Consider the following 22,324-nt stretch of genomic DNA (forward strand, 5'->3'; position numbering starts at 1 on the left):
TGGGTCGGGGGCCGGGCTGAAGCCCGGCCTACGCGTAGGGTGCGCATTCATTGCGCACCTGCACATGCCACACGGTCAGGGTAGGGTGCGCATTCATTGCGCACCCCCCGCCATTTCACGCCCGCCGACGACGCCGGCCGTCGCGCCGTGGCCCGCCGGCGGCGGCGGCGGCCTTTGAAGCGTCCGCGAAGGACGTGCCGTCCTTGGTGGCGTCGAGGATGCGGGTGAAGGCGATCCAGGCCGAGCCGTTGGGGTCGTGGTTGGCGAGCAGGTTGGCCGCGCGGATCGCTTCCATCTCCACCGCCCGGGTCGGGTTCATGATCGCCGAGGTCATGCCCGCGCCGATCGCCATGGGCAGGAAGGCGGCGTTGATGCCGTGCCGGTTGGGCAGGCCGAAGGAGATGTTGGACGCGCCGCAGGTCGTGTTCACCCCGAGCTCGTTCCGCAGGCGGCGCACCAGCGCGAAGACCTGCTGACCGGCGGTCGCCATCGCGCCGATGGGCATCACCAGCGGGTCGACGACGATGTCGTGCGCGGGGATGCCGAAATCCGCCGCCCGCTCGACGACCTTCCTGGCCACGGCGAAGCGCACGTCGGGGTCTTCGGAGATGCCGGTGTCGTCGTTGGAGATCGCCACCACCGGCACGTTGTACTTCTTGACCAGCGGCAGCACGAGCTCGAGGCGGTCCTCCTCGCCGGTCACCGAATTCAGCAGCGGCCGCCCCTCGCAGCATTGCAGCCCCGCCTCGAGCGCGCCGGGCACCGAGCTGTCGATGCAGAGCGGCACGTCGACCAGCCCCTGCACGAGCTCGAGCATCTTCGTCATCAGCGGCGGCTCGGTCTCGTTGGGGTTGGGGTTGGAGTTGTAGACCACCCCGGCATTCACATCGAGCATCGTCGCGCCGCAGGCGACCTGCATCAGCGCGTCGGCCTCGACGGTGGAGAAGTCGCCGGCCTCGAGCTCGGCGGCGAGCTTCTTGCGCCCCGTGGGGTTGATCCGCTCGCCGATGACGCAGAACGGCTCGTCAAAGCCGATCACGGCGGTCTTCGTCTTGCTCTCGACGACGGTGCGGGTCATGCGGTGGCTCCTTCAATGCGCCGGATCTCGGTCTCGAGCGCGGGGTCAGTGTAATCGCGGATGGTGGCGGTGGCGCCGGCGGCGCGGAGAGTGTCGGCGTCGAGCCCGGTCGTCACGCCGAGCACCGTCGCGCCGGCGCCGGCGGCCGAGGCGATCCCGGCGCGGCTGTCCTCGAAGGCGAGCGTCTGCCCGGGCGTGACGCCGAGCAGGCGCATCGCGTGGGCGTAAGGGTAGGGGTCGGGCTTGCCGCGCGGGCAGTCGTCGCCAAGCACGATGGTGGCGAAGCGCCCGTCGAGGCCGATGGCCGAGAGCATCGCCTCGGCGTTCTCGCGCGGCGCGTTGGTGACGACGGCCATGGGCCAGCCCGCGGCCTCGGCGCGCTCGAGCAGCGCCAGCAGCCCCGGCAGGGGCTCGGCGCTGCCGCCGAGCCGCTCGCGGAAACGGGCCTCCTTGTCGTCGGCCATCTCCTGGGTGTGGGAGTCGGGGAAGTACTCCTCGAAGATCTCGGCGTTCAGGCGGCCGTGGATGTGCTTCATGTAGAAAGCCTCGTCCACGTCGCGGCCGTGCTCGGCGAAGATGTCGACGAAGACCGCCGCGTGCAGCGGGTCGGTCTCGAGCAGTGTGCCGTCGAGGTCGAAAAGCAGCGCCGGCATCAGGCCGTCGCCGCCGCGGGACGGGCCGCCGCGCCGCCGTGGGTGCGCGCCCACTCCGCGCAGGCGGCGATGCCGCCGAGCGGAAAGAAGTGGATCTGCGGCACCTGGAAGCCGGGATGGACCGCCTTGTGATCGGCGAGGGCCTGCAGCACCTCGTCGGGCTCGTAGGGCAGCAGCAGCTTGGAGACGTCGAGCGCGCGCTTCTGCAGCACCTTCAGCGACGGTCCGACGCCGCAGGCCATGGCGAACTTGATCATCGTCTGCAGCTTCGCCGGCCCCGCGATGCCCACATGGACGGGCAGGGTGATGCCGGCGGCGGTGAGCGCCTCGGTCCAGCGGATGATCGCGCCCGCGTCGAAGGCGAACTGGGTGACCAGCGCCATCTCGGCGTCGGTGCGCTCGGAGAAGGCCTGCTTCCAGGCCAGCGCCTCCTCGACCTGCGCGGTCGAGCCGTCGGGGTCGATGTCGCGGTTGCCCTCGGGGTGGCCGGCGACGTGCAGGCGGGTGAAGCCGGCGGCGTCGAAGAGGCCGGTCTCGAGCAGCTGCATCGAGCAGTGGAAGTCGCCGTGCGGCGCCTTGACGCCGCCCGCCAGCACCAGCGCCTGGCGCACGCCGGCCTCGCCCCGGTAGCGGGCGATCCAGTCGGCGAGGGTGGCGCGGTCGGGGATGATGCGCGCGGGGAAGTGCGGCATCGCCTCGAAGCCCTCGTCGGCGAGGCGGCGCGCGGTGGCGACCATGTCCTCGATGGGGGTGCCCTCGATGTGGGCGATGTAGACGCGCGTGCCGGCGGGAAGCAGCGCGCGGAAGTCCTCCACCTTGGCGGCGGTGCGCGGCATCACCTCGATCGAGTAGCCCTCGAGCAGGGCGGCGACGCGCCCGTCGGTGGCCTGGCCGGCCGGGCCGGGGCTGCGGCGGAAGTTGAGCAGTGCCATGAGGACCTCCCTGAGACGCTGGCGGATCACGCCCAGCCGTCGTTTCCGATGAGCGCCTTGAGGCGCGCCGTGTCGTACTCCGCCTCGAGCCGCGCCGCGGTGGCCTCGGCGGCCTCGCGGTCGTCGCCCTCGACGCCGACGGGCGCGGCCTTGCGCCACTCCGCGAGGTAGGCGTCGGTCTCGGCGGCGCCAGTCTTCATCGCGGCCCGGTCGATCGCCTGCTCGAAGCGCTCGCTGAGCTGCACCTTCACCGCGCGCCGTCCCTTGCCGACGATCACCTGGGCGGGAATGTCTCGCCAGTACACGATCGTCACGTCCGCCATGCGATTCCCCTTTGCCGTCCGGGCACTTCTAAGGTCCAACGCGCGCGCACCGACGTCGGTTTTCGACATAACAACACCACGCTGCGACGCCTAGATCGCAAGCCCGCGCGCCGAGGGCCAGCCCCGGCCGCGTGAAAAGGGCTCACCACCATCTTGAGGCGGAGGTGACGCGACGCCGGGGTGTCGCGGAGAGGTCACAACGCTTGTCAGATCGACGACGCATCCGTAGATTGGCCTCAACTAGATATGGAGGGCGTGACGATGGCGCCCAAGCGTCCCAAGGGTGCGGGCGCTTTCCCACTGCCGGTCGAGAGCCCTGCGCCCATACCGCCGGATCCGGACTCGCTCTACGCGGCGCTGGATCTCGGCACCAACAGCTGCCGGATGCTGATTGCCCAGCCCAAGGGCAGTCAGTTCCACGTGATAGACAGCTTCTCGAAGTCGGTCCAGCTCGGGCTGGGGCTCGAGACGTCGGGGCGGCTGTCGCGCTCGTCGATGGCGCGCACCGTCAACGCGATGCGCATCTGCATGCAGAAGCTGCGCCGCCACAAGGTCTCGCGGATGCGGCTGGTGGCGACCGAGGCCTGCCGGAGGGCCACCAACGCCGGCCAGTTCATCGCCCAGGTGCGCCGCGAGACGGGGCTGAAGCTCGAGATCATCGAGCCCGAGGAGGAGGCCCGGCTGGCGGTCATCTCCTGCGCGCCGCTCGTCTCGACGCGCACCGACCAGCTTCTCGTCGTCGATATCGGCGGCGGCTCGACGGAGCTGGTCTGGATCGACCTCACCAACGTCCCGCGCCTCGACCGGCCCAAGGCGATCATGCGCCTGCATTCGGGCTTCAAGCAGGGTCCGGGCCCGTTCCCCGTCGCCAAGGTGGTGGACTGGATCTCGGTGCCGCTCGGCGTCGCCACCCTGCGCGACCAGTTCCGCGACGTGGAGGACGACTCGGCCCGCTTCGCGCTGATGAGCTGGTTCTTCGAGGAGAACCTCGCCGAGTTCGCGCCCTATGCCTCCGAGCAGATCAAGGAAGGTTTCCAGATCATCGGCACGTCGGGCACCGTCACCACCGTCGCCGCGTCCCACCTCGGCCTGCGGCGCTACGACCGCTCCAAGGTGGACGGGCTGCGGATGACGACGGAGCAGATCGACACGGTGATCCGCGACTACCTCGCGCTCGGCCCCGAGGGGCGGCGCAACGATCCGCGCATCGGCAAGGACCGGCAGGCCCTGATCATGTCGGGCGCGGCGATCCTGCAGGCCCTGATGCGGATCTGGCCGACGGATCGGCTGTCCGTCGCCGACCGGGGGCTGCGCGAGGGGCTGCTCTACGCGCAGATGAGCGCGGACGGGGTTCTCGAGGGTGGGCCGTACTAGCACGGCGGGCGCGGAGTGGCGGGGGGCCGGGCTGAAGCCCGGCCTACGTGCCGGCAGTGGGCCACGCGCCGCAGGCCGTCACTTCCGCCCGCCGCGCACCAGCGACAATCCGGTCACCAGCATTCCCAGCGCCGTCGCTCCGCTCGGAAACCGCTTCGCGTCCCACCAGCGGCGCTCGCGGGCGACGGCCTCGATGGCGGGGATCAGCGAGCGCAGCAGCATCAGCCAGCCGAGGGCGCGGAACCGGCCGCGCACGGTGAAGGCGGCGGCGGCGAGGATGCCGCTGACGAGCCGGGCCTGGTGCAGCGTGCGGCGCGCGGCCCCCGAGCGCAGCGGCCGGCGGTAGCGGGCGGCGGCGGCCTCGGGGTCGTTGACGAACTGGGCGCCGACCAGCACGGCACCGGCGAGGCCGGTCAGCAGCAGCGTCTTGGGCAGGGGGGTGGTCACGGCGGCGGGCTCCTCGTTTCGGCGTCTTCTTCCACAACCCCGCCGGGCCCGCCCGGTTTCGCCGCGGCTTGTCTGACGCGGCCCCACGCGCTATCGCGGGCCGCATGGCGAAGAAGACACGCAAATCCTCCGGCCGCGGCCAGCGCGACCTCACCGTGAAGGTGAAGACCGCGCGCGGCCGCAAGCTGTCCTCGACGCTCTGGCTGCAGCGCCAGCTCAACGACCCGTACGTCAAGCGCGCGAAGGCCGACGGCTACCGGGGCCGCGCCGCCTACAAGATCCTCGAGCTCGACGACAAGTACCGCTTCCTCGTTCCCGGCGCGCGGGTGGTGGACCTCGGCTGCGCGCCCGGCGGCTGGTGCCAGGTCGCGGTGCGGCGCACCAACGCGCTCGGCGAGCGCTCCGACAAGGCGGTGGGCAAGGTGCTCGGCATCGACCTGCAGGAGGTCGAGCCGATCGCGGGCGCGGAGATCCACCAGCTCGACTTCCTCGCCGACGACGCCGACGAGCAGGTCAAGGACTGGCTCGCCGGCCCCGCCGACGTGGTGATGTCGGACATGGCCGCCTCCGCCTCGGGCCACAAGCAGACCGACCACCTGCGCATCGTCGCGCTCTGCGAGGCGGCGGCGTATTTCGCCTTCGACGTGCTCGTCGAGGGCGGCACGTTCGTGGCGAAGGTGCTCGCGGGCGGCGCGGAGGGGAGCCTGCAGACCCTGCTCAAGCAGCGCTTCACCAAGGTCGTCAACGTCAAGCCGCCGGCCTCGCGCGCCGACAGTTCCGAAAAGTTCGTCGTCGCGACGGGCTTCCGCGGCTGAGGGGGCAGGGGCCTCCGACAATCGAAAAAAGCGGCGCCCGCCGAAGCGCGCGCCGCTCGGGAGAGGCAGCCGGCCCCCGGAGGGGCCGACGCTTCAGTGCTTGCCGCGCAGGTCGAAGCGGTCGGCGTTCATCACCTTGACCCAGGCGGCCACGAGGTCCTTCACGAACTTCTCGCCCGCGTCGTCGGCGGCATAGACCTCGGCCAGCGCCCGCAGCTGCGAGTTGGAGCCGAAGACGAGGTCGACGCGCGTGGCCGTCCACTTCTGCTCGCCGGTCGCCCGGTCGGTGCCGACATAGACGTGCTTGTCGTCCTCCGACGCCTTCCAGGCCGTGCCCATGTCGAGCAGGTTGACGAAGACCTCGTTGGACAGCCGTCCGGGACGCTCGGTGAACACGCCGTGCGACGTGCCGCCATGGTTGAGGCCCATTGCGCGCATCCCGCCCAGGAGCACCGTCATCTCCGGGCCGGTCAGCGTCAGCAGCTTGGCGCGGTCGACGAGCAGCTGCTCGGCCGGCACGGTGAACTCCGTGTCGAGGTAGTTGCGGAAGCCGTCGGCGCGGGGCTCGAGCGGCTCGAACGAGGCCGCGTCGGTCATGTCGTCGGTGGCGTCGGTGCGGCCCGGCGCGAACGGCACCTCGATCTCGTGACCGGCGTCGCGCGCCATCTTCTCGACGGCGGCGGAGCCCGCGAGGACGATCAGGTCGGCGAGCGAGATGCGCTTGCCGCCCGACGCCGCGCCGTTGAAGGCGTCGCGCACCTGCTCGAGGGCGGGCAGCACGCGGGCCAGCGTTGCGGGTTCGTTGGCTTCCCAGTCCTTCTGCGGCGCGAGCCGGATGCGCGCGCCGTTGGCGCCGCCCCGGCGGTCGGAGCCGCGGTAGGTCGAGGCCGAGGCCCACGCAACGAAGGCGAGATCGCGCGGCGAGACGCCGGCATCGAGCACCTTCGCCTTGAGCTCGGCCACGTCGGCGGCGTCGACCAGCGGGTGGTCGACCTCGGGCACCGGGTCCTGCCAGATCAGCACCTCGTCTGGCACTTCGGGGCCGTGGTAGCAGGAGCGCGGGCCCATGTCGCGGTGGGTCAGCTTGAACCAGGCGCGGGCGAAGGCGTCGGCGAAGGCCTCGGGGTTGTCGTAGAAGTGGCGCGAGATCTTCGCGTATGCCGGGTCTTCCTTCAGCGCGAGGTCGGTGGTCAGCATGTTCGGCGTGCGCCGCTTGCCGGGCTCGTGCGGGTCGGGGATCGTGTCCTGCGCCTCGGGGTTGACGGGGCGCCACTGGTAGGCGCCGGCCGGGCTCTTCGTCAGCTCGTAGTCGTAGTCGAACAGGTTGCGGAAGAAGCCGTGGCCCCACTCGGTCGGGGTCTGGGTCCAGATGACCTCGAGGCCCGAGGTGAAGGTGTCGTTGCCGTGCAGGCCGTGCTTGTGCTTCCAGCCGAAGCCCTGCTCGGTGATGTCGGCGCCTTCCGGCTCGACGTCGATGTCGTCGGGGCTGCCGGCGCCGTGGCACTTGCCGAAGGTGTGGCCGCCGGCGATTAGTGCGACGGTCTCCTCGTCGTTCATCGCCATCCGGCCGAACGTCTCGCGGATGTCCTGCGCGGCGGCGAGCGGGTCGGGCTTGCCGTCGGGGCCTTCCGGATTGACGTAGATCAGGCCCATCTGCACGGCGGCCAGCGGATTCTCGAGGGCGCGGCCCTCGCTGTAGCGGCTGCCCTTGGCCGTGGAGTCGGCGAGCCACTCCTCCTCGGTGCCCCAGTAGATGTCTTCCTCGGGCTCGTAGATGTCGGCCCGGCCGCCGGCGAAGCCGAAGGTCTTGAAGTTCATCGACTCGAGCGCGCAATTGCCGGCGAGGATCATCAGGTCGGCCCAAGAGAGCGCGGCGCCGTACTTCTGCTTGACCGGCCAGAGCAGGCGGCGGGCCTTGTCGAGGTTGGCGTTGTCGGGCCAGCTGTTGAGCGGCGCGAAGCGCTGCGCGCCCGAGCGCGAGCCGCCGCGGCCGTCGCCGGTGCGGTAGGAGCCGGCGGAGTGCCAGGCCATGCGGATGAAGAACGGCCCGTAATGGCCCCAGTCCGCCGGCCACCACTCCTGGCTGTCGGTCATCAGCGCGAAGATGTCCTGCTTCACCGCATCGAGGTCGAGCTTCTTGAACGCCTCGACGTAGTCGAACTCGGCGCCCATCGGATCGCCTTCGACGCCGTTCTGGTGAAGAATGCGCAAGGTGAGCTGGTTCGGCCACCAATCCTTGTTCCTGCGGCCGCGGAACGTGTGGTGCGCGACCGGGCACCCGCCGCTGCTGTTGCTACCGTCCATCTTGTCCTCCAAGTGCTGAGAGCCGCCCAGCGGGCGGTACGGCGTCTCGATAGACGGATTCCGGCAGCAGGAAAAATTAAATAACTGCAGCTCGTCGATAAGTTCGCCTGATGCATCCGCGGGCGCGGGGGCAGGGGGCGCGAATCCGGTTGGACTCGCCGCGCGTTGCGGCCACGGTCGGCCCGTTCCTGAAGGAGTGTGCGATGCCGACGAGCAGAACGAGTCCGTCCTTTCCCGACGCCGAATACTGGGACCGCATCGAGAAGGTCCGCGCCGCGATGGAGGCGGAGAACCTCGACGCGATCCTGATCACCGATCCCTCCAACATCGCGTGGATCTCGGGCTACGACGGCTGGTCGTTCTACGTCCACCAGGCGGTGCTGCTCAGCCACGAGGGCGAGCCGGTCTGGTGGGGCCGCGGCATGGACGCGGCGGGCGCGCTGCGCACGGTGTTCATGGATGAGGACAACATCTTCGGCTACGCCGACGATTATGTTCAGAATCCCGACCGGCACCCGATGGAAGACCTCGCGCGACTCGTCGAGGCCTACGGCCACGGCGAGCAGCGCATCGGGGTCGAGATGGAGAATTACTACTTCAGCGCAAAGGCTTACCAGACACTGCTGAAGGGCCTGCCGAAGGCCGAGCTGTGCGACGCGACGGGGCTGGTGAACTGGCAGCGCGCGGTGAAGTCCGACACCGAGATCATCTACATGCGCCGCGCCGCCGACATCGTCACGGCCATGCACGCACGCATCGCCGAGATGGCCGAGCCGGGCCTGCCGAAACACAAGCTGGTGGCCGAGATCTACCACACCGGCATCTCCGGCGTCGGCGGCCATTGGGGCGATTACCCGGCAATCGTGCCGATGGCGCCCTCGGGGCTCGACGCGACCGCGCCGCACCTGACGTGGGACGACACGCCGCTCAGGACCGGCGAGGCGACGTTCTTCGAGATCGCCGGCGCGCACCGGCGCTACCATTGCCCGCAATCGCGCACGCTGTTCCTGGGCAAGCCGCCGCAGAAGTACCTCGACGCCGAGGCCGCGGTCGAGGAGGCGACGGAGGCGGCGCTCGAACTCGCCAAGCCCGGCAACCGCTGCGAGGACCTGGCGCGCGCCTTCAACGAGACGCTGAGCCGGCACGGCTTCGTCAAGGACAGCCGCGTCGGTTACTCGATCGGGCTGAGCTATCCGCCGGACTGGGGCGAGCGGACCATGTCGCTGCGCGCGGGCGACCGGACGCTGTTGCAGCCGGGAATGGCGTTTCACTTCATGCCCGCGCTGTGGCTCGACGACGGGGGCATCGAGACGACCGAGCCGATCCTGATCACCGAGGACGGGTGCGAGAGATTGTGCACGACGCCGGGGGGGCTCGTGATCAAGGGCTGATGCGTGTAATCAGTATTATGTAACGTTTTAGCCGTGTGCCGGCGAGGGTGCCGGGCTGAAGCCCGGCCTGCGTCGGGAGACGGCGTAACCTCGCGGAAGTTGAGCGAGAGACTTTGCCTGCGCGCGATTCGCCTGCAATCTGCTTGTCACAAGGTCCGCGTAAGCCGGGCCCGAACCGACAACAGGGAAACGAACACATGACCTTTACCCTCACCCGCCGCGGCTTCCTCGCCGGTACCGCCGGCATGATCGCGCTGCATCCGTTCTCGGCCAGCGCCCAAAGCGGTCAGGCCCACCTGCGGATCATGGAAACCACCGATATCCACGTCCACGTCTGGCCCTACGACTACTACGCCGACCGCCCCTCCGACACGGTCGGCCTCGCCCGCACCGCCTCGCTCATCGACGCCGTGCGCGCCGAGAGCACGAACTCGCTGCTGCTCGACAACGGCGACTTCCTCCAGGGCAACCCCATGGGCGATTACATGGCCTACGAGAAAGGCATGGACGGCGACGTCGTCCACCCGGTCATCGAGGCCTTCAACACGCTCGGCTACGACGCGATGACGCTCGGCAACCACGAGTTCAACTACGGGCTCGACTTCCTGACCAAGGCGCTCGCCGGCGCGGGCTTCCCGGTGGTCTGCTGCAACGTCACCACCAGCCAGGGCGACGAGATCACCGCCGACGAGACGCTGGTGCCGCCCTACACCATCGTCGAGCGCGAGATCACCGACGGCGCGGGCGAGACCTTCCCGATCAAGATCGGCCTGATCGGCTTCGTTCCGCCCCAGATCATGACCTGGGACCGCCGCCACCTCGAGGGCCGCGTCGACGTGCGCGACATCATCGAGGCGGCCAACGCCTACGTGCCGAAGATGAAGGAGGAAGGCGCCGAGATCATCATCGCGCTGGCCCATTCCGGCATCGGCTCCGACGAGCACACGCACATGATGGAGAACGCCGCGATCCCGCTCGGCGGCGTCGAGGGCATCGACGTGGTCCTGTCGGGCCACAGCCACCTCGTCTTCCCCGGCCCCGACTACGAGGACTGGCCCGGTGCGGACGTCGCCGCCGGCACGCTCGGCGGCAAGCCCGGCGTGATGGCCGGCTTCTGGGGCTCGCACATGGGCCTCGTCGACCTGATGCTCGAGCGCGACGGCGACACGTGGACAGTCTCCGACTTCACCGTCGAGGCCCGGCCGATCTCGCAGCGCGAGGAGGATCGCTCGGTCACGGCGCTGGTCGACGACCACGAGCCGGTGCTCGAGGCCACCGATGACGCCCACGAGGAGACGCTGGAATACGTGCGCGCCGAGGTCGGCCAGACCGACGCGCCGCTCCATTCGTACTTCGCGCTGGTCGCCGACGATCCGTCCGTCCAGATCGTCTCCAACGCCCAGACCTGGTACATCGAGCAGATGATGCAGGGCACCGAGAACGAGGGCCTGCCGATCCTGTCGGCCGCCGCGCCGTTCAAGGCCGGGGGCCGCGGCGGGCCGGACTACTTCACCGACGTGGCCGCCGGCCCGGTGGCGATCAAGAACGTCTCCGATCTCTACCTCTACCCGAACACGGTGCGCGCGGTGAAGATCGACGGCGCCACGGTGCGGGAGTGGCTCGAACGGTCGGCCTCGATCTTCAACCAGGTCGAGCCCGGGGCCGAGGACGCGATGCTGCTCAACCCCGAGATGCCCTCCTACAACTTCGACGTCATCGACGGGGTCACCTACGAGATCGACCTCTCGGAGCCGCCGAAGTTCGACCGGGACGGCAACGTCATCAACGAGGGCGCGAACCGGATCAAGAACCTGCGCTACCAGGGCGAGCCGATCGACGAGAGCCAGGAGTTCATCGTCGCGACGAACAACTACCGCGCCTCCGGCGGCGGCACCTTCCCGGGCGCCGACGGCAGCACCACGATCTTCGAGGGCCCGGACACCAACCGCGACGTGATCGTGCGCTACATCGTCGAGCAAGGCACGATCAGTCCGACCGCGGACGCCAACTGGACCTTCACGCCGATGGACGGCACCACGGTCCTGTTCGAGACGGGCCCGGCAGGCGCGCACTACGCCGAGAGCGTCGAGGGCGTGCAGATCGAGCCGGCGGGCGACAGCGATACCGGCTTCGCCGTCTTCCGCATCCGGCTCTGACGGATCAGCGGCGCGCCCGGCCCCGGGCGCGCTGCACCCCCCAGACGGCCGCGGGCAGCGCCACCGTCACCGCCGAGGCGACGATGATCGCGAGCGTGCGGTGCTCGCCGTCGGCCACCCCTGCCCCCATCGCGGCGAAGGCGAAGCCCATCGGCGCGACGCCGAGCAGCGTCGCTAGGGCGAAGCGCCAGGTGGAGAGCGTGGTGAGGCCGGCGGCGTAGCTGACCGCGTCGAACGATATCAGCGGCACCAGCCGCGCGCCGAACACCGCGAGCATCAGCATCGTCGGCGAGCGCGGGCGGCAGATCCAGGCGGCGATCCTGTTGTCGCGCCCCGCGAGCGCGGATCGGAAGCGGCGCGCGATGGCGAAGGCGATCATCGCGCCGAGGAACGCGCCCGCGATGCTGACCGCGCCGCCCCCCGTCACCCCGTAGACCGCCCCCGCCGCCATGGCGATCGGCCCGCTCGGGATCGGGCTCGCCACCACCGCGAGGGCCATCAGCACGACCAGCAGCACCGGCCCCGCCCGCCCCGCCGCGGCGGCGAGCCGGTCCGTCGAGCCGAGCAGCGTCGCCCAGTCCGCCGCCACCGGCCACCAGACCGGCGCGCACAGCAACGCCAGCAGCAAGCTGCCGGCGGCGAGCGCCAGGAGGAGGGCGACGGGACGGGTGTGGTCGGAGGCGATCATGCCCGCCAGATGTCACGCCGCCGGGGGATTTAGAAGGGTCGGCGGCGCGATGGGCCGGCAGGGACTGGCCGGGCGGGTGCCCGGCCCCTGCCCCGCAAACTCAGCGCGCGAACGTCTCCATCCGCAGCTGCGCGTTGCAGTAGGCGCCGTCGTAGGTGCCGATCCAGATATCCATGCGCCCGTTCGATGGCCGCGTCAGGCTGATCCTGGGGTCGTAGTTCCCGTTGTCGTCGTCGTCGTAGTACCAGTTGACCGCGCCGGTATTGATCAGCAGCGCCGCGTCGCACTCGCTCACGACCGAGACGACGAGCCGCAGCCCGCCCATGTTCTGCAGGTGGAAGCTGAAGTCGGGCTGGGTGGTGAAGTAGCCGGCGCCCCGGTCCGTGCGCGGGTTGATGCCGGGGCAGTCCCAGATGTAGCTCTCGCCGCCCGCGACGACGTTGAAGAAGGCCGGCCGGCGCAGCTGTGGGCCGGTCGCGGAATATTGCTCGACGCCCGCGAGGGTGAAGGTTGGACAGGCGACGGCCGCACCGGCGGACAGGCCGAAGAAGGCGGCCAATGCCATGATAAGGCGTTTCATCTGGATGATCCTTTGCGAAAATTGCTTCGCCTCGACCATACGTGAAATGACATCGGCTAGTTAAGCCGAAAAGCGCCGAACCATGGCAAAAACGCGAAACGCCGCCCCGAAGGGCGGCGCTGCGGCAACTGGTGCAATCCGGGGCTGGCTCAGGCGGCGAAATCCTCGTCGTCGAGCTTCTCGACGGCGGCCTGCAGCTCTTCCTTGGAGACTTCCTTCTCCGTCACGTCGGCCTTCTCGAAGATCAGGTCGACGACCTTGTCCTCGAAGATCGGTGCCTGCAGCTGCTGGCGCATCTGCGGGTTCTGCTGGACGAACTCGAAGAACTGACGCTCCTGGCCCGGATACTGGCGCGCCTGATTCATGACGGCCTGGGTCATCTCGGCGTCGGTCACCTGGACCTCGTTCTTCTGGCCGATCTCGGCAAGGAACAGGCCCAGCTTCACGCGGCGCTCGGCGAGCTTCTGGTGCTCCTCGGTGGGCTCGATGGCCGGGTGGTCGTGGCCCTCGTGCTCGGGGTTCTCCTCGTGCCACAGCTGGTGCGCGATCTGGCGCGCCTCGGCGTCGACGAGGCCCTTGGGCAGCTCGAAGTTCACCTTCTCGTCGAGCGCGTCGAGCAGGCGGCGCTTGGCGACGGCGCGGGCGGCGCCCTGGTACTCGGCCTCGAGACGCTCGGAGATCTGCGCCTTCAGGCCGTCGAGATCGTCGGCGCCGTAGCGCTTGGCGAGCTCATCGTCGATGGCGGCCTCGGCGGGCGCTTTCACTTCCTTGACGGTGACGTCGAAGGTGACGGCCTGACCGGCGAGGTGCTCGGCCTGGTAGTCCTCGGGGAAGGTGATCTCGATCGTCTTCTCGTCACCGGCGGCGACGCCGCTCAGCTGCTCCTCGAAGCCGGGGATGAATGCGTTGGAGCCGAGCACCAGCGGGTAGTCTTCCGCGGAGCCGCCCTCGAACGCCTCGCCGTCCTTCTTGCCGACGAAGTCGATCACGACCTGGTCGCCGTCTTCGGCCGCGCCGTCCTTCGTCTCGAAGGTCTGGGCCGACTTGGCGAGGTTCTCGAGCGCGTCCTGCACGGAGGCGTCGTCGGCCTTGGCGACGAGGCGCTCGATGGAGATGGTGGAGAAGTCGATCTCGCCGATCTCGGGCAGCGTCTCGTACTCGACGTCGACGACGACGTCGTCGCCCTCTTTCCAGTCCTCGTTGTTCATCTTCATCGAGGGCTGCATCGCCGGGCGGTGGCCGGTCTCCTCGAGGTGGCTGGAGACGGCGCCGTCGACGCTCTCCTGCATCGCCTCGCCCATGAGCCGGGGGCCGTACTGCTTCTTGAGCAGCGCCATCGGGACCTTGCCCTTGCGGAAGCCCTTCATCTCGATACCGGGCTGCGCTTCCTTGAGCTTGCTCAGCACCTTGTCGTCCAGTTCGGCGGCCGTGACGGTGATCTGGTAGCCGCGCTTCAGGCCGTCGTTCAGGGTCTCGGTGACTTGCATTGTCTTCCTCGTGTGGGGAGCGTCTGGGACCGGGGCCGCACTTAAGGCCGCCCTCGAGAATTGGGGTCTTCTAGAGGTCGACCCGCTCGCCTTCAACCCCGTTTTTGCTCATGCAGGCAAGGCCCGCAGGCGTATCGCGGGCCCCGGCGGGCGAGTCGGGCGGCCGCTCAGAGGGCGACGCGCTCGCGGTTGGCGCTCTCGAGGGCGGTGGCGAGCAGCCGCTCGACGTAGTCGCCGACCGAGCGGAAGCAGTAGACCTCCGCCGCCGCGTCCCCCGTCAGCCGGATCGCCGCCGCCACCTGCCCGAGCCGCGTGCGCCGGACCTGGCCGACGTGGAACCGGCCCGGGCGCATGTCGCAGGGGGTAATCCGCGCGAGCGCGTCGCGCACGCCGGGGCCGCGCAGGGTGAAGACGACGCGCGCGTCCGACACGTCGCTGGCGAGGTGGTGCTGCGCGGCCAGCGCCTCGCCGAGCCGCGCGAGCACCTCGCCGACGTCGCCGGGGTCGCAGAGCAGCAGCAGCTCGTCGGGCGACATCCAGAGCAGCGCCCGCCCCTCGCCCGCCGCGCCGAGCGGTGCGGGCAGGTCGGCGCCGGTGATCTCGCGGCAGGGGCCGGCGAGGCTGTCGAAGTCGCCGCGCAGGGCGATCATGCCGCGCGGGGCCGCGCGCTCGAGCGACAGGTCAGACATTCTGCTTCTCCCCCTCCGGATCGTAGAAGACCGGGCTGACGACCTTCGCCGCCACCGTGCCGCCGTCCACCTTGTTGGCCTCGACCACCTCGCCCATCCGCGCCGGCCCGCGATGGAGCAGCGCCATCGCGATGCCGCGCCCCAGCGTCGGCGAATGGTAGGTCGAGGTGACGCGGCCCTGCACGTTGCGCTGGCCGTTGGCGTTGGTGCCGTCCTCGACGATGTAGGCGCCGTCGGGCAGCACCGAGCCGTCCTCCGTGAGCAGTCCGACGAGTTGCCAGCGGTTCGGATCGGTCATGTGGCTGCGCTCCTGCGCGCGCTTGCCGAGGAAGTCGTCCTTCTTCTTGCTGATCGCCCAGCCCAGGCCGAGATCCTGCGGGATCACCGTGCCGTCGGTCTCGTCGCCGATCATGATGAAGCCCTTCTCGGCGCGCATCACGTGCAGCGCCTCTGTGCCGTAGGGCATCACGCCGAACTCCGCTCCCGCCTCGAACAGCCGGTCCCAAAGCTCGCGGCCCCGGCCGGCGGGAGTGGCGATCTCGTAGGAGAGCTCGCCCGAGAACGAGATGCGGAACACCCGGACCGGCTGCCCGCCGAGCTCGCCGTCGCGCCAGTCCATGAACTTGAGCGCATCGGCGGAAACGTCCATGCCGCCGAGCTTTTCCAGCACCGCACGGGCCTTCGGGCCGACGACGGCGATCTGCGCGTACTGCTCGGTAAGGTTGGCGGTGTAGACCTGCCAGTCCCACCACTCGGTCTGCAGCCACTCCTCCATGTGGGCGTGGATGCGGTCGGAGCCGCCGGTGGTCGTGTGGCAGAGCCAGGTGTCGTCGTCGAGCCGCGCGACGACGCCGTCGTCGATGAGGAAGCCGTTCTCGCTGCACATCAGCCCGTAGCGGCAGCGGCCGACCGGCAGGGTGCTCATCATGTTGGTGTAGAGCATGTCGAGGAAGCGGCCCGCGTCGGGGCCCTTGACGACGATCTTTCCGAGGGTGGATGCGTCAAGCATCCCAACGGCTTGCCGGGTGTTCTTCACCTCCCGCGCGACCGCCTCGCCATGGCTCTCACCGCCCTCCGGGTAGCAGTAGGGCCGCCGCCAGTGGCCGACCGGCTCCCAATAGGCGCCGCGGCGCTCGTGCCACTCGTGCAGCACGGTGCGGCGGATCGGCTGGAACAGCTCGCCCCGCGCGTCGCCGGTGATCGCGCCCATGGAGATCGGCGTGTAGGGCGGGCGGAAGGTGGTGGTGCCGACCGCGGGAATGTCTTCATCCAACGCTTGAGCAAGCACGGCGAGGCCGTTGATGTTGCTCAGTTTCCCCTGATCTGTCGCCATGCCGAGCGTGGTGTAGCGCTTGGTGTGCTCGACGCTCTCGTAACCCTCCTGCGCCGCGAGGCGGACGTCGGAGACCTTCACGTCGTTCTGGAAGTCGAGCCACATCTTCTCGCGCAGCTCGATGCGCGCGTTGTCGGGCATCATCCAGACCGGGTGCAGCGGCGCTTCCTCGGGCTGCGTGCCCGGGGCGGGCGCTCCCTCGCCGCCGCCGGCGCGGTGGGCGTCCTCGAGGATGGCGGCGAGGCCGAGATGACCGTTGGCCGCGCCCGCGATGTCGACCACCGCCTCGCCGTCGGCGCCGGTGGGGGCGCGGTCGGGGTCGGGGCGGAAGAAAGCGCGCTCGGCGTCCCAGGAGAGCTTGCCGCCGGTGTGGCTCCAGAGGTGGACGACAGGCGACCAGCCGCCCGACATGGCCAGGCACTCGCAGGGGATCGTCTCGATCACCGCGCCCTCGCCCGCCTGCGCGCAGACATGGACCGCCTCGAGCCGCTTGCCGCCGGTGGCCTTGGCGACGCCCTTGCCGGTCAGCACCCGGACGCCCCGCCCGCGCACCTGCTCGGGCAGCGCGCCGGTGGCGGAGGTGCGGGCATCGAGCACGGCGACCACGTCGAGCCCCGCGTCGAGCACCGCCAGCGCTGTGCGGTAGCCGTCGTCGTTGTTGGTGACGAGCACGGTGCGGTCGCCGGTGCTGACGCCGTACTCGACGATGTAATCACGCACGGCCGAGGCCAGCATGACGCCCGGCAGGTCGTTGCCCGCGAAGGACAGCGGCCGTTCGAGCGCACCGGTGGCGACGATGATCCGCTCCGCCCGTACCCGCCAGAGCCGGTGGCGCGGCCCCGGCGCGCCGGGACGATGGTCCATCAACCGCTCATAGCCGGTGACGTAGCCGTGGTCGTAGACCCCGGCTCCCATGCAGCGCAGCCGGAGCTGCACGTTGTCGAGCCCCTCTAGCTCGCGTACCGCGGCGTCGATCCAGCCGGCCGCGTCGCCGCCGTCGATCTCGCCGCCGTCGACGGGCGTGCGCCCGCCCCAGTGCGCGCCCTGCTCCATCAGCAGCACCGAGCGCCCTGCCCGGCCCGCCGCGAGCGCAGCCTGCAGCCCCGCGACGCCTCCGCCGACGATCAGCACGTCGACGTGGGCGTAGTAGTGCTCGTAGGTATCCGCGTCGGCGTCCGTGGGAGCTTCGCCGAGGCCGGCGGACTTGCGGATGAACGGCTCGTAAACGTGCTTCCAGAACGGGCGTGGATGCATGAACATCTTGTAGTAGAACCCCGCCGGCAGCAGCCGCGACAGCCGCGCGTTGATCGCGCCGACGTCGAAGTCGAGGCTCGGCCAGTGGTTCTGCGAGCGCGCGACGAGGCCGTCGAACAGCTCCGTCGTCGTGGCGCGCGCGTTCGGCTCGAGCCGTGCGCCCTCGCCGAGGTTGACCAGCGCGTTCGGCTCCTCGACACCGCTGGCGACGATGCCGCGCGGGCGGTGGTACTTGAACGACCGCCCGACCAGCAGCTGGTCGTTGGCCAGCAGCGCCGAGGCGAGCGTGTCGCCCGCGAAGCCCTTCAGCTTGCGTCCATTGAAGCGGAACGTGACCGGTTTGCCAGGGTCGACGCGGCGTCCGCCGGCCTTCAGCCGCGTGCTCATGCGTTGCCCTCCCAGCCCGGTCGACGGGCCTTGATCTTGTCCAGGATGTCATCGGGCGGTGCGGTGGTCTGGGCAGAGTAGGTGCCGAACACCTCGAGCGTCGCCGTGTCGCGCGCCGCGTGAAACCACTTGCCGCAGCCATAGACGTGCCGCCAGCGCTCGAAGTGGACGCCGCGCGGGTTGGCGCGCTGGAACAGGTAGCCCTCGAAGCTGGCGTCGTCGCCGTCGGGCCCCACCCGTGTCAGGTGCGCCTCGCCCCCGGGGGCGAGCTCGGTCTCGTCGGCGGCGACGCCGCAAGCGGGACAGGTCAAGAGCAGCATGGCGCGGCCTCCGGGCGGATGGTTAACAGGGGGCCGGACACGACGAAGCGGACCGCCGCGCGCACGCGGCGATCCGCTCCGATGGTAGGACGGAGGGTGTTACTGGGTCGTTTCGGCGTCGTCTTCGTCGACTTCCTCGGCGACTTCGGCAGCGGTCTCGTCAGCTTCCTCGGCGATGGCGGCAGCAGCGTCGTCGATCTCTTCGTCGATCGTGGCCGCAGCGTCGTCGGCTTCCTCGGCGACGGCGCCGGCGGCTTCGTCGACTTCCTGGGCGACATCGGCGCCGGCGTCCTCGAGGGCCTCGCCGGCGTCATCGAGGGCTTCGCCAGCGTCATCGACGGCGGCCTCGGTGGCGACTTCGGCCTCCTCGAGCTCGACCTCGGCTTCGTCGATGACCTCGGCATCGTCGATGACTTCGGGCGTGGCGTCGAGCTCGGTGTCGGTGACGACGTCGTCGTCGCCGCCCCAGACGTACCACGCGATGAGCGCGACGATAACGACGAGCGCACCGACGAGCAGCGCCATACCGGTGCCGCCGCCCTTGGGAGGTTCGCCGCCGGTGTTGTTGTTGATGTTGGTGTTGGGATCCGACATGGGACTACCTTCCTCACTGTGTCATTACACATAGCAAGTGCGGACTCCCCGTTCCGGTTCCCCCTTGATGCGCATCCTGCGAATGCGCGGCGAATTTGCGCGGACGCACGCATCAGTGCGCCACCCCGGCGGCGACACTCTCGTCGATGAAGCGCCCCTCGCGGAAGCGGTCCAGCGAGAAGGCGTCGGCGAGCGGCGCGTGGCCTTTCGCCATCAGCTCGGCCATCGCCCAGCCCGAGCCGGGGATCGCCTTGAAGCCGCCCGTGCCCCAGCCGCAATTGACGAAGACGCCCTCGACCGGGGTCTTGGACAGGATCGGCGAGCGGTCCCCGGTCATGTCGACGATGCCGCCCCACTGGCGCAGCATCTTCAGCCGCGAGATCATCGGGAAGGTCTCGACCAGCGCCCGCACCGTCTCCTCGATGTGGTGGAAGGAGCCGCGCTGGGTGTAGTTGTTGAACCCGTCCGCGCCGCCGCCGATCACCATCTCGCCCTTGTCGGACTGGCTCATGTAGCCGTGCACGGTGTTGGCCATGACGACCACGTCCATGCAGGGCTTGATCGGCTCGCTCACCAGCGCCTGCAGCGACACGCTCTCGATCGGCAGCCGGAAGCCCGCCATCTCGGCGAGCTCGCCCGAATGCCCCGCCACCACGATTCCGAGCTTGCCGCAGCCGATCTCGCCCTTGGTCGTCTCCACCGCCGTGACCTTGCCGCCCTCGCGGCGGATGCCGGTGACCTCGCACTTCTGGATGATGTCCATGCCCATGTCCGAGCAGGCCCGCGCATAGCCCCAGGCCACGGCGTCGTGGCGCGCGGTGCCGCCGCGCGGCTGCCAGAGCGCGCCGAGCACCGGGTAGCGCGGCCCGTCGATGTTCATGATCGGGCAGAGCTCCTTGACCCGCTGCGGCGAGATGAATTCCGTCGCCACGCCCTGCAGCGCGTTGGCGTGGGCGGTGCGCCGGTAGCCGCGGACCTCGTGCTGGGTCTGGGCCAGCATCATCACGCCGCGCGGGCTGAACATCACGTTGTAGTTCAGATCCTGGCTCATCGTCTCGTAGAGGCTGCGCGACTTCTCGTAGATCGCGGCCGAGGGGTCCTGGAGGTAGTTGGAGCGGATGATCGTGGTGTTGCGGCCAGTGTTGCCGCCGCCGAGCCAGCCCTTCTCGATCACCGCGATGTTGGTGATGCCGTGGTTCTTGCCGAGCCAGTAGGCGGTGGCCAGCCCGTGCCCGCCGGCGCCGACGATGACCACGTCGTAGCGCGCCTTCGGCTCGGGCGAGCGCCAGGCGCGCTCCCAGCCCTCGTGGTGGCGCAGGGCCTCGCGGGCGATGGCGAAGGCGGAGTAGCGTTTCATCGTCGATTCCCTTCCCGAGGCCCGGCCGGCCCCTCGTGCTGGAGATGGACCGTAGGCCGATGAACTTGGCGACTGTCAACGGCACGTTCGCGCCGGATTGCGACATCGCCGCCCCGCGCCGTGCGCCCGTCGCGCGGGCGTGAGGCCGGCGGGGGTTTCGCCGCGTCCGTCGCGCCGCTATGCAAACGCGGACCCGATCCGAGAGTGCGATGCTGTTCTACCTGATCTGCGCCCTGCTGGCGCTCGCCGTCACCGCCACCCTGCTCGCGCCCCTGCTGCGCGACGGCGGCGACGGCGGGGCGGAGGCGTCGGACGTGGACGTCTACCGCGGCCAGCTCGCCGAGGTGGACCGCGACCTCGCCCGCGGCACCCTCGCCCCCGAGGAGGCCGAGCGCACCCGCACCGAGATCGCCCGCCGCCTGCTCGCCGCTGATGCCGAGGCCTCGGCCGCCGCGCCCGCCCCGCGCCGCGCGACGCGGGTGGTGGCCGGCCTCTCGGCGCTGCTGGTGCTCGGGGGCGGCGGGGCGATCTACGCCGCGCTCGGCGCCTTCGGCCCGGACGGCCCCTACCGCGACCTGCCCCGCGCCGAGCGGCTGGCGGCGGGCGAGGCGCTGCGCCAGTCGCGGCCCTCGCAGGCCGAGCTGCAGGACGCCGCGCCGCCCGTCACCGAGCGCGAGGCACCCGAGGAGTACATGGCGATGGTCGCGGAGCTGCGCGAAATCGTCCCCACCCGGCCCGACGACGTGCAGGGCTGGGCGCTGCTCGCGCGCAACGAGGCGACGCTGGGCAACTGGCCGGCGGCGCTCGCGGCGCAGCAGCGGCTGGTCGCGCTCAAGGGCGCCGAGACCAGCCTCGCCGAGCGCGTCCAGCTGCTCGACCTGATGGTCGCGGCGACAGGCGGCGTGGTGTCGCCCGAGGCCGAGACCCTGGCCGAGACCCTGCTCGCCGCCGATCCCGCCAGCACCCCCGCGCGCTATTACCTTGGCCTGCTCTACGCCCAGACCGACCGCCCCGACATCGCCGTCCGCCTCTGGCGCCCCGCCGTCGAGAATGCCGCGCCCGACGACCTCCACGCCAGCCTCGCGCGCGAGCAGATCATCCGCGCCGCCGAGCTCGCCGGGCTGGACTACACCCCGCCCGCCGCGCCGGCTCCGCGCGGGCCCGACGCCGCCGCCGAGGCGATGGACCCGGAGGCGCGCGCCGAGATGATCCGCGGCATGGTCGCCGCGCTCTCCGACCGCCTCGCCACCGAGGGAGGCCCGGCCGAGGAATGGGCGCGCCTGATCAACGCCTACGCGGTGCTCGGCGAGGAGGAGCGCGCGACGGCGATCCTCGCGGAGGCCCGCGACGTCTTCGCCGCGAGCGCCCGCGACCTCGGCATCATCGACGGCGCCGCGCGCCGGGCGGGCCTGCCATGATCTGCGACAGCGCCGAGGACTTCGCCGCCGCCCTGCCCGACCACGGCGCGCTCGTCGGGCTCGATCTCGGCACCCGCACCATCGGCGTCGCCGTGTCCGACGGCCTGCGCGCCGTGGCCACCCCGCTGCAGACGATCGCGCGCAAGAAGTTCGGCGTCGACGCCGCCGCGCTGCTGGCGATCTGCGAACACCGCGCGATCACCGGCATCGTGCTCGGCCTGCCGCGCAACATGGACGGCAGCGAAGGCCCGCGCTGCCAATCCACCCGCGGCTTCGCGCGCAACCTCGAGCGCCTCACGCCGCTGCCCATCGCCTTCTGGGACGAGCGGCTGTCCACTGTGGCCGCCGAGCGCGCCCTGCTCGAGGCCGACACCAGCCGCCGCCGCCGCGGCGAGGTGATCGATCACGTGGCCGCCGGGGTGATCCTGCAAGGGATGCTCGACCGCCTGCGCCACCTGAGGCTGCCGTGAGCCGCCCCGAGGATCCGGGCGCGGTCTGGTCGCGCGCCGAGGTGGAGAGCCCCTGCGTGCGGGTCTGCGTGGTCCACCCGTCGGCCCGGATCTGCACCGGCTGCCTGCGCACCCTCGACGAGATCGCCGCCTGGTCGCGCATGAGCCCCGACGAGCGCCGCGCCATCATGGCCGACCTCCCGACCCGCAAGCCGCTCCTCGCCCGCCGCCGCGGCGGCCGCGCCGCCCGCCTCGACCGCGAGAGCTGACGCCGGTGCCGGGCTGAAGCCCGGCT

At 70.5% G+C, this 22,324-nt stretch carries 21 protein-coding genes; 7 read left to right on the top strand and 14 right to left on the bottom strand.

Annotation, left to right across the window (positions count from 1 at the left end):
- Positions 1-115: 115 nt before the first annotated feature.
- Genes OG2516_RS02525 through OG2516_RS02540 form a run of 4 tightly spaced genes read right to left on the bottom strand, consistent with a single transcriptional unit; the run spans position 116 to position 2,986 of the window.
- Positions 116-1,078 carry a methyltetrahydrofolate cobalamin methyltransferase gene (locus OG2516_RS02525; RefSeq protein WP_007254037.1) on the bottom strand — a complete coding sequence of 321 codons (963 nt, stop codon included), beginning with the start codon at positions 1,076-1,078 and terminating at the stop codon, positions 116-118.
- The gene (locus OG2516_RS02530; RefSeq protein ID WP_050769142.1) at positions 1,075-1,731 is read right to left on the bottom strand and encodes an HAD family hydrolase; all 657 of its coding nucleotides are present in this window, start codon (positions 1,729-1,731) and stop codon (positions 1,075-1,077) included. Before OG2516_RS02530 ends, OG2516_RS02525 begins: the two co-directional genes overlap by 4 nt.
- Entirely contained in the window at positions 1,731-2,663 is a 933-nt protein-coding gene (locus OG2516_RS02535) for a methylenetetrahydrofolate reductase (RefSeq protein WP_007254039.1), read from the bottom strand. The genes OG2516_RS02530 and OG2516_RS02535 overlap by 1 nt, the downstream gene beginning before the upstream one ends.
- A gap of 26 nt (positions 2,664-2,689) precedes the next feature.
- Complete coding sequence (locus OG2516_RS02540; protein ID WP_007254040.1) at positions 2,690-2,986, bottom strand: virulence factor; 297 nt, start codon at positions 2,984-2,986, stop codon at positions 2,690-2,692.
- 261 nt (positions 2,987-3,247) lie between these two features.
- Between OG2516_RS02540 and OG2516_RS02545 the strand changes: the two genes are divergently transcribed.
- The gene (locus OG2516_RS02545) at positions 3,248-4,360 is read left to right on the top strand and encodes a Ppx/GppA phosphatase family protein (RefSeq protein WP_040615374.1); all 1,113 of its coding nucleotides are present in this window, start codon (positions 3,248-3,250) and stop codon (positions 4,358-4,360) included.
- Between the two features lie 78 nt (positions 4,361-4,438).
- Here OG2516_RS02545 and OG2516_RS02550 read toward each other — a convergent pair whose 3' ends face one another.
- Complete coding sequence (locus OG2516_RS02550) at positions 4,439-4,807, bottom strand: hypothetical protein (RefSeq protein ID WP_007254042.1); 369 nt, start codon at positions 4,805-4,807, stop codon at positions 4,439-4,441.
- Positions 4,808-4,911: 104 nt separating this feature from the next.
- Here OG2516_RS02550 and OG2516_RS02555 point away from each other — a divergent pair, with 104 nt between their 5' ends.
- A complete protein-coding gene (locus OG2516_RS02555) occupies positions 4,912-5,622 on the top strand; it encodes an RlmE family RNA methyltransferase (RefSeq protein ID WP_007254043.1) in 711 nt (236 codons plus the stop codon).
- A 93-nt stretch (positions 5,623-5,715) separates the two neighbouring features.
- Here OG2516_RS02555 and katG read toward each other — a convergent pair whose 3' ends face one another.
- Positions 5,716-7,926 carry a catalase/peroxidase HPI gene (katG, locus tag OG2516_RS02560; RefSeq protein ID WP_007254044.1) on the bottom strand — a complete coding sequence of 737 codons (2,211 nt, stop codon included), beginning with the start codon at positions 7,924-7,926 and terminating at the stop codon, positions 5,716-5,718.
- Positions 7,927-8,129: 203 nt separating this feature from the next.
- Here katG and OG2516_RS02565 point away from each other — a divergent pair, with 203 nt between their 5' ends.
- Entirely contained in the window at positions 8,130-9,317 is a 1,188-nt protein-coding gene (locus tag OG2516_RS02565; RefSeq protein ID WP_007254045.1) for a M24 family metallopeptidase, read from the top strand.
- A 197-nt stretch (positions 9,318-9,514) separates the two neighbouring features.
- Complete coding sequence (locus OG2516_RS02570) at positions 9,515-11,473, top strand: bifunctional 2',3'-cyclic-nucleotide 2'-phosphodiesterase/3'-nucleotidase (protein WP_007254046.1); 1,959 nt, start codon at positions 9,515-9,517, stop codon at positions 11,471-11,473.
- 4 nt (positions 11,474-11,477) lie between these two features.
- Here OG2516_RS02570 and OG2516_RS02575 read toward each other — a convergent pair whose 3' ends face one another.
- The 8 genes from OG2516_RS02575 to OG2516_RS02610 all read right to left on the bottom strand — a co-directional run bounded on the left by OG2516_RS02575 (position 11,478) and on the right by OG2516_RS02610 (position 20,162).
- Positions 11,478-12,161: a TVP38/TMEM64 family protein gene (locus OG2516_RS02575; protein WP_007254047.1), complete on the bottom strand. Its 684-nt coding sequence runs from the start codon at positions 12,159-12,161 to the stop codon at positions 11,478-11,480.
- Between the two features lie 100 nt (positions 12,162-12,261).
- On the bottom strand, positions 12,262-12,741 hold the full coding sequence (locus tag OG2516_RS02580) for a hypothetical protein (protein ID WP_040614907.1): 480 nt from the start codon (positions 12,739-12,741) through the stop codon (positions 12,262-12,264).
- 149 nt (positions 12,742-12,890) lie between these two features.
- Positions 12,891-14,228: a trigger factor gene (gene tig / locus OG2516_RS02585; protein WP_007254049.1), complete on the bottom strand. Its 1,338-nt coding sequence runs from the start codon at positions 14,226-14,228 to the stop codon at positions 12,891-12,893.
- A 167-nt stretch (positions 14,229-14,395) separates the two neighbouring features.
- On the bottom strand, positions 14,396-14,917 hold the full coding sequence (locus OG2516_RS02590; RefSeq protein WP_007254050.1) for a sarcosine oxidase subunit gamma: 522 nt from the start codon (positions 14,915-14,917) through the stop codon (positions 14,396-14,398).
- Entirely contained in the window at positions 14,910-17,891 is a 2,982-nt protein-coding gene (locus tag OG2516_RS02595) for a sarcosine oxidase subunit alpha family protein (RefSeq protein WP_007254051.1), read from the bottom strand. The genes OG2516_RS02590 and OG2516_RS02595 overlap by 8 nt, the downstream gene beginning before the upstream one ends.
- Positions 17,888-18,211: a sarcosine oxidase subunit delta gene (locus OG2516_RS02600; protein ID WP_007254052.1), complete on the bottom strand. Its 324-nt coding sequence runs from the start codon at positions 18,209-18,211 to the stop codon at positions 17,888-17,890. Before OG2516_RS02600 ends, OG2516_RS02595 begins: the two co-directional genes overlap by 4 nt.
- Before the next feature lie 99 nt (positions 18,212-18,310).
- A complete protein-coding gene (locus OG2516_RS02605; RefSeq protein WP_007254053.1) occupies positions 18,311-18,805 on the bottom strand; it encodes a hypothetical protein in 495 nt (164 codons plus the stop codon).
- Between the two features lie 112 nt (positions 18,806-18,917).
- Positions 18,918-20,162 (bottom strand): sarcosine oxidase subunit beta family protein, encoded by a 1,245-nt coding sequence (locus OG2516_RS02610; protein ID WP_007254054.1) that lies wholly within the window; start codon positions 20,160-20,162, stop codon positions 18,918-18,920.
- Positions 20,163-20,371: 209 nt separating this feature from the next.
- Here OG2516_RS02610 and ccmI point away from each other — a divergent pair, with 209 nt between their 5' ends.
- From ccmI to OG2516_RS02625, 3 genes are read left to right on the top strand one after another with little or no spacing between them, the layout of a single operon-like run.
- Positions 20,372-21,580 carry a c-type cytochrome biogenesis protein CcmI gene (gene ccmI, locus OG2516_RS02615; protein WP_007254055.1) on the top strand — a complete coding sequence of 403 codons (1,209 nt, stop codon included), beginning with the start codon at positions 20,372-20,374 and terminating at the stop codon, positions 21,578-21,580.
- Complete coding sequence (gene ruvX / locus OG2516_RS02620) at positions 21,577-22,050, top strand: Holliday junction resolvase RuvX (RefSeq protein WP_007254056.1); 474 nt, start codon at positions 21,577-21,579, stop codon at positions 22,048-22,050. Before ccmI ends, ruvX begins: the two co-directional genes overlap by 4 nt.
- Positions 22,047-22,298 carry a DUF1289 domain-containing protein gene (locus OG2516_RS02625; protein WP_007254057.1) on the top strand — a complete coding sequence of 84 codons (252 nt, stop codon included), beginning with the start codon at positions 22,047-22,049 and terminating at the stop codon, positions 22,296-22,298. The genes ruvX and OG2516_RS02625 overlap by 4 nt, the downstream gene beginning before the upstream one ends.
- The last annotated feature ends 26 nt before the right edge of the window (positions 22,299-22,324 follow it).

This window comes from Oceanicola granulosus HTCC2516, assembly GCF_000153305.1.
Taxonomy (GTDB): Bacteria; Pseudomonadota; Alphaproteobacteria; order Rhodobacterales; family Rhodobacteraceae; genus Oceanicola; species Oceanicola granulosus.

Bases quoted from the DNA above. Each gene is read 5' to 3' on its own strand.
- OG2516_RS02525 (WP_007254037.1), bottom strand. From the start codon at position 1,078: ATGACCCGCACCGTCGTCGAGAGCAAGACGAAGACCGCCGTGATCGGC.
- OG2516_RS02530 (WP_050769142.1), bottom strand. From the start codon at position 1,731: ATGCCGGCGCTGCTTTTCGACCTCGACGGCACACTGCTCGAGACCGAC.
- OG2516_RS02535 (WP_007254039.1), bottom strand. From the start codon at position 2,663: ATGGCACTGCTCAACTTCCGCCGCAGCCCCGGCCCGGCCGGCCAGGCC.
- OG2516_RS02540 (WP_007254040.1), bottom strand. From the start codon at position 2,986: ATGGCGGACGTGACGATCGTGTACTGGCGAGACATTCCCGCCCAGGTG.
- OG2516_RS02545 (WP_040615374.1), top strand. From the start codon at position 3,248: ATGGCGCCCAAGCGTCCCAAGGGTGCGGGCGCTTTCCCACTGCCGGTC.
- OG2516_RS02555 (WP_007254043.1), top strand. From the start codon at position 4,912: ATGGCGAAGAAGACACGCAAATCCTCCGGCCGCGGCCAGCGCGACCTC.
- katG (WP_007254044.1), bottom strand. From the start codon at position 7,926: ATGGACGGTAGCAACAGCAGCGGCGGGTGCCCGGTCGCGCACCACACG.
- OG2516_RS02565 (WP_007254045.1), top strand. From the start codon at position 8,130: ATGCCGACGAGCAGAACGAGTCCGTCCTTTCCCGACGCCGAATACTGG.
- OG2516_RS02570 (WP_007254046.1), top strand. From the start codon at position 9,515: ATGACCTTTACCCTCACCCGCCGCGGCTTCCTCGCCGGTACCGCCGGC.
- OG2516_RS02575 (WP_007254047.1), bottom strand. From the start codon at position 12,161: ATGATCGCCTCCGACCACACCCGTCCCGTCGCCCTCCTCCTGGCGCTC.
- OG2516_RS02580 (WP_040614907.1), bottom strand. From the start codon at position 12,741: ATGAAACGCCTTATCATGGCATTGGCCGCCTTCTTCGGCCTGTCCGCC.
- tig (WP_007254049.1), bottom strand. From the start codon at position 14,228: ATGCAAGTCACCGAGACCCTGAACGACGGCCTGAAGCGCGGCTACCAG.
- OG2516_RS02590 (WP_007254050.1), bottom strand. From the start codon at position 14,917: ATGTCTGACCTGTCGCTCGAGCGCGCGGCCCCGCGCGGCATGATCGCC.
- OG2516_RS02595 (WP_007254051.1), bottom strand. From the start codon at position 17,891: ATGAGCACGCGGCTGAAGGCCGGCGGACGCCGCGTCGACCCTGGCAAA.
- OG2516_RS02600 (WP_007254052.1), bottom strand. From the start codon at position 18,211: ATGCTGCTCTTGACCTGTCCCGCTTGCGGCGTCGCCGCCGACGAGACC.
- OG2516_RS02605 (WP_007254053.1), bottom strand. From the start codon at position 18,805: ATGTCGGATCCCAACACCAACATCAACAACAACACCGGCGGCGAACCT.
- OG2516_RS02610 (WP_007254054.1), bottom strand. From the start codon at position 20,162: ATGAAACGCTACTCCGCCTTCGCCATCGCCCGCGAGGCCCTGCGCCAC.
- ccmI (WP_007254055.1), top strand. From the start codon at position 20,372: ATGCTGTTCTACCTGATCTGCGCCCTGCTGGCGCTCGCCGTCACCGCC.
- ruvX (WP_007254056.1), top strand. From the start codon at position 21,577: ATGATCTGCGACAGCGCCGAGGACTTCGCCGCCGCCCTGCCCGACCAC.